The 7,093-nt window shown below is 43.8% G+C and carries 7 protein-coding genes and 2 pseudogenes; 3 read left to right on the top strand and 6 right to left on the bottom strand.

Annotated elements, in window-relative coordinates; all coding sequences use genetic code 11:
• Window positions 1–889: 889 nt before the first annotated feature.
• The 3 genes from Xentx_RS17600 to queF are packed head-to-tail and all read left to right on the top strand — an operon-like array spanning window position 890 to window position 3,227.
• A complete protein-coding gene (locus Xentx_RS17600; RefSeq protein WP_074021807.1) occupies window positions 890–1,501 on the top strand; it encodes a helix-turn-helix domain-containing protein in 612 nt (203 codons plus the stop codon).
• Between the two features lie 18 nt (window positions 1,502–1,519).
• The gene (locus Xentx_RS17595; RefSeq protein ID WP_074021806.1) at window positions 1,520–2,377 is read left to right on the top strand and encodes a queuosine precursor transporter; all 858 of its coding nucleotides are present in this window, start codon (window positions 1,520–1,522) and stop codon (window positions 2,375–2,377) included.
• Between the two features lie 13 nt (window positions 2,378–2,390).
• A complete protein-coding gene (gene queF, locus Xentx_RS17590) occupies window positions 2,391–3,227 on the top strand; it encodes an NADPH-dependent 7-cyano-7-deazaguanine reductase QueF (protein WP_074021805.1) in 837 nt (278 codons plus the stop codon).
• Between the two features lie 354 nt (window positions 3,228–3,581).
• On the opposite strand, the gene Xentx_RS17585 is transcribed toward queF, so the two are convergent.
• From Xentx_RS17585 to Xentx_RS17555, 6 genes and pseudogenes are all read right to left on the bottom strand, one after another.
• Complete coding sequence (locus Xentx_RS17585; RefSeq protein WP_074021804.1) at window positions 3,582–4,466, bottom strand: IS110 family RNA-guided transposase; 885 nt, start codon at window positions 4,464–4,466, stop codon at window positions 3,582–3,584.
• Window positions 4,467–4,823: 357 nt separating this feature from the next.
• A complete protein-coding gene (locus tag Xentx_RS17580) occupies window positions 4,824–5,063 on the bottom strand; it encodes a hypothetical protein (RefSeq protein ID WP_074021803.1) in 240 nt (79 codons plus the stop codon).
• 53 nt (window positions 5,064–5,116) lie between these two features.
• Entirely contained in the window at window positions 5,117–5,719 is a 603-nt protein-coding gene (locus tag Xentx_RS17575) for a hypothetical protein (protein WP_074021802.1), read from the bottom strand.
• A gap of 468 nt (window positions 5,720–6,187) precedes the next feature.
• Window positions 6,188–6,334, bottom strand: a complete 147-nt coding sequence (locus Xentx_RS19270; protein WP_167366785.1) for a hypothetical protein — start codon at window positions 6,332–6,334, stop codon at window positions 6,188–6,190.
• Window positions 6,335–6,594: 260 nt separating this feature from the next.
• Window positions 6,595–6,804: pseudogene (locus tag Xentx_RS17560) on the bottom strand (site-specific tyrosine recombinase XerC); the annotation flags it as partial.
• Window positions 6,801–6,995, bottom strand: a pseudogene (locus tag Xentx_RS17555) (integrating conjugative element protein); the annotation flags it as partial. The pseudogenes Xentx_RS17560 and Xentx_RS17555, both read right to left, overlap by 4 nt.
• Window positions 6,996–7,093 lie beyond the last annotated feature (98 nt).

Genomic DNA, 7,093 nt, shown 5'->3' with positions numbered 1-7,093 from the left:
TTTCCTTATTTAAGTTACGTATATTAGCTTGAACATCTATATCGTAACGGAAAGGTGTTTTTCTTGGTATAACCCTTGAACTCCACCCGCATAGCGGGTGGTTTTATGTTTAAGAAGCTAACGCATCTTAAACTGGCTAAAGCCATAATCACCACAAATACCAACTTAACATCTGTTAAGTTGGTATTTTTCTACGTCTGATACTAAAAAGCCACTTTCTTCTACTTTATAAGCTCTCATTTCACTTATATTATTTTCCTGAGAAAACTATTTCACCAAAAATATAGCTTCTCTAGTGTACATAAAGGTAATTCATTTACTTCATCAGTGAAAAATAAATAAGCAGATGACTCTAAAGTTAAAGCATGTTCACGAGCCACTCTTTTCATATCTTTAACGCTTCAACATAACTCAAATTTGATGCAATAAAATAAATAACGTTCCAACATAGTGCTACACCTTGTACAACATAAATCATTTTCATTCAACTGGTTGAAGGCACTACGTGTAGCAGCATTATGAAATCCTATTTATAAAATTGAGAGCAGTCGTAACCATACACAAATGCCTTTCTTAAAATAAAAACCTGGTGTGGCTTAGCTAATTATTTTACATCGAAATTATTTTATTTCATATAATAATTAATATATTTAGTCAGTTGGAAACTGATACGAGTAATTAATCACACATCATATAATAAGGTCAACATAAAAATAAACAAAAAGAGTATTAAATTGTACACTCTGTATATATCATCATGTTTTTTTTACTTAAAAAAACCGTCCCTCTCTATTCTTATAAATCTTCATATCGAAAAATATTATGGAAAGTGACAAATTAATCATGTAATGTCTAAAGGAAAAATCTAACAACATTATTATTTTCCGAAATGAAAACATCAGGAATAAAAAGAAAATCTAATATTATTAGTAACATTGAGTATATGATGCGAAAAAATGGGGAGAATAAGTCCTCACTGGCTATGCGCTCAGGTGTTACAAGAACAACGCTCTATAAAATTCTTGATGGTCAAATCAACAAAGTCCAACAATCAACTATCACAAGAATTGCCGATTTTTTCGGTGTCAGGTGCGATGTTATAGAGCATTTCGACATAGAAGAACTTGATCGCATAGACAATACTCTCTCCACTGAAGGTAACAGAAATCCCTCTGCTATTCCGCTTATTCCCCAGTCAGACGTGTTAGCCAGTATGGAAGATCGTATTGGTCAGCTTATCATGAGATACCCGGTAATCTGGGCCTTCGAAGAAGGCTCAAACTTGATTGGACTAACAGTAGAAACTGAAATTGATAAAATTTTTTTCCCCGGTGATACATTAATCATTAAGCGCTATGCCGCTCCTGTAAAAAATCAGCCATCGCTAATATATGCACCCGAAAAAGGATTTTATCTCCACGATGTGTCGGATTACGCAAAAAAAACGCCAACCATCAATGAGCAATTAATTGGAATCATCATTGAAGAACGCATTTCGTAAGCAAAGGAGCATTCGGCTATGTCAGATAATCAAAAATATAAGCTGTTGGGTTTTAGTCGCTCTTTCGACGTAATAAGAGCGAATATCATGGTCCTGTCTACTGGGAAAAGCATTAGCATACCGTTAAAGGACTTGGAAAGTAGCCAAGTCTCAGAGGATCTCAACCGAAATGAACTCCGTGAGATCTATCGCCGAATTTATGGCAATGAGGATACAGTAACCACCTATGATCTCACGGATAGACACGAACGTTCCTGGTTCGCCTATCTGGTCATTGCACTTTCCCTATCCATTATCTATATTTTTTGCACCATTACAGGAATAAAACCAATAAGTATTCCCCATATTAATATGGTGATACCAGCAGCAGTCTTTTTTTATCCCTTCACATTCATCCTTGTTGACATGCTTAATGAGTTTTACGGTCTTCGTCTGGCCAGAAAAGCGATCCTTTTCTCGTTTATCACCAATATCCTGTTTGTTCTCGGACTGATGTTCACAGCAATACTGCCAGGTCTGAAAGAATGGGGATTAGCAGATGCCTATACTGAAATTGCCCAGAGTATTACGGCTGTTCTTGTTGCGTCTTCAGTTGCTTATATCGTCTCGGAAAATGTCAATTCGTGGCTGTTATGTAAGATCAAAGAACTAACCAACTCCCGGTATCTTTTTATTCGTATCATAACCAGCACAACGATAGCAGCCGCACTGGACAGTGTTATTTTTTGTACACTGGCATTTTATAATACGCTTGACGCCAACACGATTAAAACCATTATTTTTTCCCAATTTATTATCAAAATAACCTACGCCATTGTCGGTGTTGGGCCTATCTATGCTGCCCGGGCATTATTCAGAAAATATATAAACTCATAGAAGAGAAGCAATCATGGATATTAAAGAATCACTGACCCATCTTGGAACAAAAACCGATTACATACAAAATTATTCTCCAGAATTACTTGAAACCCTTCCGCGATCACTCGCACGCGAAGTTATCAATATCAGTTCTGATGCGTTACCATTTCAGGGTTTTGATCTTTGGACTGCCTGGGAACTTTCCTGGCTGAACAGTAAAGGGAAACCGATAGTAGCAATCGGCGAATTCACCATTCCTGCAACCAGCCCAGGATTGATTGAATCTAAATCATTTAAACTTTATCTCAACAGTTTCAACCAGACTAAGTTTGGAACAACTGAGGATGTGATCCGTGCCATGAAAAAAGATCTATCCCAGACAGCGGGTCAGCCTGTGGAAGTAAAACTTTATCCTCATCTTGAAGGGTACGATCATGAAATCAATCAATTCTCAGGCCAGTCACTGGATGATCTGGATATTGAGATAAACGGGTATGACTTTGATGCTACAATACTGGCAAATGCCGTTTCAACAGAAACGGATATTGTCGCTGAAACCCTGCACTCGAATCTCTTAAAATCAAACTGTCTGGTCACCAACCAACCTGACTGGGGCAGCGTTGTGATTCGGTATGAGGGCGCAAAAATTAATCATGAAAAACTGCTACGCTACCTTATCTCATTCAGAACACATAACGAGTTTCACGAACAATGTGTAGAACGAATTTATAACGATATCATGTATTATTGCCGGCCTGAAAAATTAACTGTATTCGCCCGTTATACAAGGCGGGGCGGGCTGGATATTAACCCTTTCAGAAGTAATTATGAAAGTGCCCCTCTGACGGGACGGCTTATCCGTCAGTAAACGAATATTAAATTGGGTGAGACATTACCGCCTCACCCAGTTTACAAAACGATATGCTTACTTAACCTGAGCTTCGTATACGATCTTCCCCAGTATTGCAAGAGAGCTTTTCAGACAAAAGAACAAGGTAGCTTACGTATATCCGGCCTACTGGTGAAGTGGCATGACTTCTGGCCTTGATGAGGCATTCGCACGCTCCGTCCTTAACGCTTAAACGGCTTTTATCGCCTAAAAGCTCAACAGGTTTTCGGGGCGTCGGTTTGACCTGTTTTTTATCATCTTCGCTTTCTTAACAATGCATGACTTTTGGGAATATCTTCAATTGCTATCACGCCAATCGTATGTAGCTTTGCATTAACCGTTTTCCAGACTAACCCCCTTAGGGAGATAGATTTCTTGCCGGGAAATAATGGCCCAAGCAATCCGTGTCAACTTATTGGCCAGTGCAACTACAGTACGGTTAAACCCTCTTTTTTTTCGCAGTCGATTAATCCAAAGGCTCAGCGTATCTGTTTTATTGGCAGCCCGGCTAACCACGGACCGTGCTCCCTGGATTAGCATGGCTCTGATATAACCATCACCACATTTTGTAATACCCAGCAATATCTGTCGGCCTCCCGTGCTAAATTGCCGGGGAACCAGTCCCAGGGCCGCTGATGCATCGCGTCCCCGTCTAAATTGTTGTCCATCCCCCATCCAAATTTTGAATAACTGACTCACTAGGGGACCAAATCCGGGAATAGTTTGGAGCCGTTGACAAACCGCATTTTTCTTTACCTGTATTCTCAATTCACTGTCATACCAGGTTATCTCTTGTTCTAAGGTCACTAAACGTGCATATTGACGCTGCATCAGTATTTTTAACTTTGGCGTCATAGCAGGATCACCGTCTTCCAACAAGCTCGGTAAAAGATGATGCAGAGCAGAGGCACCTTGTTTCAAAATAATGCCATATTCAGCCAGCAATCCGCGGATATGATTGATCAGCTGCGTCTTTTCTTCTACCACCCGTCGCAGCATTTTCAGAAAAGTTTGCTCATCTTGCTGTTCAAGGCTTTTTACTCTCACCGGACGGATCGTACCATGCTGGCAGGCTTCAGCAATTGCCTGGGCATCATTATAGTCATTCTTTTGCTTACGCCGATAAGCTTTAACGTGTTGAGCAGGGAGAATTAGTACCTGGTGTCCGAGTGCCTGGATTTCCCTTGCCCAATGGTGAGCCGAGCCACAGGCTTCCAACGCGACGATGATCCCGGTATTTGGCGACCATCACCTGGGCCAGTACGTTGCTGACAGTTTACCAAGAAGTGATCCCGACCATATGGTCGGGATCACTTCTTCATACACAATAGCGATAATGTGGCTTATTTCTTATAATAATATGATATCCACAATATTATTCCTAAGGGTATTCCCATTAATCCTAATTTCATTGACAAAAACAGATTTTTATTCAAATAACTTTTTATATCATCCCAATTATTAGAGGAGGCTGGACTCAACCAACTCATAAAAGAAAAAACAATAAAAAGAGCAAGAAAAATAGAAACACATGAGTAACAACATAAAATAACTAGATGAATACACGTTTTTTTCCTATTTTTCACCTGTAACCTCTTTTTTAGAAAGACTATTTACCGTTGATTCAGTAGTTGCACTACCTACAGTATTCCCTATTATATTTGGTATTGGGTTTTGTTTTACTGGTTTCGTAATTGTCCAAACACCTGTCGGTACCCATTCATACTGTTTAGATATAGGGTTTAACACCTTATCCATAGGTACTTTTATTACCGCTGTTCCTGTATAACCTATGCTTGCTCCAGCTTTTGCCATAAGTGCTCCAAGGAAAGGATCATCACCTTTAATTTCTGCCGTATAATAACCACCTACTGCGTTCCAATTAACTGTTGGGGTATATATCCTTTTCCTCCGGTAATTAAACCAACAGCTCCGGCTCCAATCACGTCTGATAATGTTACATTTCCTGAAGTACCATACTGAATTGCTGCGTTCATTCCGCTAGAAACTCCCGCAGCCAATAGTTGTTCTTTTGCTCCAGCTCCATTAATAATGGCCTTGCCACCAAAGATCATCACAGGCCATGAAGTTGGATCTAAGGCGACAGCGGCAACTCTGTTAGAAGTGGTAATATTATCCTTCAAAAACTGTAAATCCTTACCATTCAAATACTGTACTATCTTGATAGCGTCGGGATCTTTTAGTTTCTCTGACAATCGAATTTGTAACGATCCCTCATCAAGCGCCACATTCGTATTTGCTTGAATAATTTCTTCATAAATCACGCAAGTAATACCGCCTCCTTTGCATTTTTCCTCTAATTCGGCACTGTTCTTATTGCTGATGTCCAAATACTTCTGAATGACAGCTCCGCAGTCCCCTCCTTTGGCCTTACACTCGGCCAACTCTTTATCAAAACGGCGGCTTTCGTCTTCGTGCAAATAGTTATTCTCAATAACAACGCATTCCATTGCGAAGTTGACCGCCGGACACCGATTTTCCCAATGCCCTCAGTCAGTTACACCCCGTTTTTTCCAATGTGCGTTCACCGCCGAACCCAAAACCCCCTGACGCGCTTTTCCCCTCCAAAGGCCGGTTTTTCCTGCCGCGTTCGGGTCAGTGTAGCGCCTTTTTCGGCAACGGGCGAACGTCGCCCAACTGGCTTGGGCGGCGGACGCCCGTTCTGCGGGCGCGGGCGGCACAGAGCCCGCAAGCGGCGCCCCTGCGACGCTCTGAGGCACTGTGGCTTCGGTTTGCGTATGACCTTGCATGACCACGCGGTTTTGTTTTGTTCAGGGAAGCCCCCGGGGGCTGCACGGGGCGGCGATGGCGAGCACGGGAATGAGCAAGGAGCCTGCGACTGCAAACCGGGCGCAGCCAGTGCAGCGGGGTTGGGGCGGGGGGAAGTCAATGAGCGGAGGCCGCAGGCCGACCTGCCTTTAGGGGTGTTGGCCCAACGGTTGCAGGGCAGCTAAAGAAGAACTCAGAGTTGCCGATGCCCGGCTCAGTCGGTTAGAGCATAAGGCGCAGCCTTGTGCGCCACTCCCCGCAATACCGACCCGCGGGGGCGCAAGACATAATGCCAATTATACGCATTAAGCCGCTCTTCATTGCTGAGAGGATTACCGGGGGTTGCCGGCGCAGTGCGGATAATTCCCCCGCATTATGTTGAATAGGCGTTAGGCGGCCTGTACCAGCTCAACGGGGACGCCGGGGCTTGCGCCGCCTGACGACTATTTACCCCCGCGTGCGCCAGGGCTGACGGGCAGTCCGGCCACGGTCTGCCCCCACACCGAGCCCGCCCAACTTAACGGGGGCGTGCGGACGGTCAGCGGATATTGAGGTTTCAGGTCGGCGTCGGGCTGTCCGGCAGCGTGTCGGTGTCGGCGTTGTCTTCGGCGTACAGGTCGGCCAGTAAACCCACCTCATCGGCGTCGCTGACTTTTTCGTCGGCCATTTGCTCCGCCGGGTGGGTGCTGGCGTGCACCGCCTGCAAGGCCCGAATAGAGACCTGCGTATACACCTGGGTGGATTCCACGCTGGCATGGCCTAACAATTAAACTGGGCCTTGTCGTACGCCACATTGGCCTGCAACACACCGTTGGTCAGCATGTCATAGAGTCCCGGATTGGCACGCTGAATGATCATGGCGGGTAAGCTGGCAACAGCGCCGGTGGCCCCCTGGATCACTTCACTCATCAGGTTTTTAAACCCGGCCGTAATACCGTTTAACTGATTACCGACGGTAATGAAATGGACACCTCCCCAAATCGGCTCCAGTGAGCCATGCTGAATACATCAGCAAAATATGAAGAGGTGTCCCATGGAACAAATTATCGGAATTG

The sequence above is a fragment of the Xenorhabdus thuongxuanensis genome, assembly GCF_001908095.1.
GTDB classification, from domain to species: domain Bacteria; phylum Pseudomonadota; class Gammaproteobacteria; order Enterobacterales; family Enterobacteriaceae; genus Xenorhabdus; species Xenorhabdus thuongxuanensis.
Note: the sequence above shows the minus strand (reverse complement) of the source record. Positions and strands in the feature narration are given on the sequence as shown.

Bases quoted from the DNA above. Each gene is read 5' to 3' on its own strand.
- Xentx_RS17600 (WP_074021807.1), top strand. From the start codon at position 890: ATGAAAACATCAGGAATAAAAAGAAAATCTAATATTATTAGTAACATT.
- Xentx_RS17595 (WP_074021806.1), top strand. From the start codon at position 1,520: ATGTCAGATAATCAAAAATATAAGCTGTTGGGTTTTAGTCGCTCTTTC.
- queF (WP_074021805.1), top strand. From the start codon at position 2,391: ATGGATATTAAAGAATCACTGACCCATCTTGGAACAAAAACCGATTAC.
- Xentx_RS17580 (WP_074021803.1), bottom strand. From the start codon at position 5,063: ATGGCAAAAGCTGGAGCAAGCATAGGTTATACAGGAACAGCGGTAATA.
- Xentx_RS17575 (WP_074021802.1), bottom strand. From the start codon at position 5,719: ATGGAATGCGTTGTTATTGAGAATAACTATTTGCACGAAGACGAAAGC.